The 550-nt window shown below is 44.7% G+C and carries 1 protein-coding gene; it reads right to left on the bottom strand.

The window, feature by feature from the left end; genetic code table 11:
* Window positions 1–22: 22 nt before the first annotated feature.
* On the bottom strand, window positions 23–550 hold a 528-nt coding region (locus tag R8N47_RS27610; protein WP_318186413.1), incomplete at its 5' end, for an aminotransferase class I/II-fold pyridoxal phosphate-dependent enzyme.

The raw sequence follows: 550 nt of genomic DNA, 5'->3' as shown, positions 1-550 counted from the left end.
TATTTTGTCTGTTTTCGACAGATTATAGAACCGCTGCGATACCTTTACATAGCGGGCCCATGTTTGATTTTGTCATACCAGCGACGCTGATACGGCCAGAACCAACGATGTAAATTGCGAACTCATCTTTCAGACGATTAACTTGCTCTTTAGATAGACCAGAGAACGAGAACATGCCGTTTTGACGTTCGATAAAGCTGAAATCTGCATCCACACCTTCTTCTTTCAGAGTTGCTACGAACAGCTCGCGCATCTCTTGAATACGGTCACGCATTTCTTGTACTTCCGCTTCCCATTCAGCACGCAGTTCTTCGTTGTTTAGAATATGAGTAACAACAGCACTACCGTGAGCTGGTGGGTTAGAGTAGATAGAGCGGATGATCGCTTTTACTTGAGAGAATGCTGTTGTTGCCACTTCTTCAGATTCAGCAACAAGCGTGAATGCGCCTACACGTTCATTGTATAGGCCGAAGTTTTTCGAGAACGAGCTCGCAACGAGAATTTCTTTGTTATATTTCGCGAAAGTACGTAGGCCAGCTGCGTCTTCTTC

It is taken from the genome of Vibrio sp. 2132-1, assembly GCF_033344315.1.
Note: the sequence above shows the minus strand (reverse complement) of the source record. Positions and strands in the feature narration are given on the sequence as shown.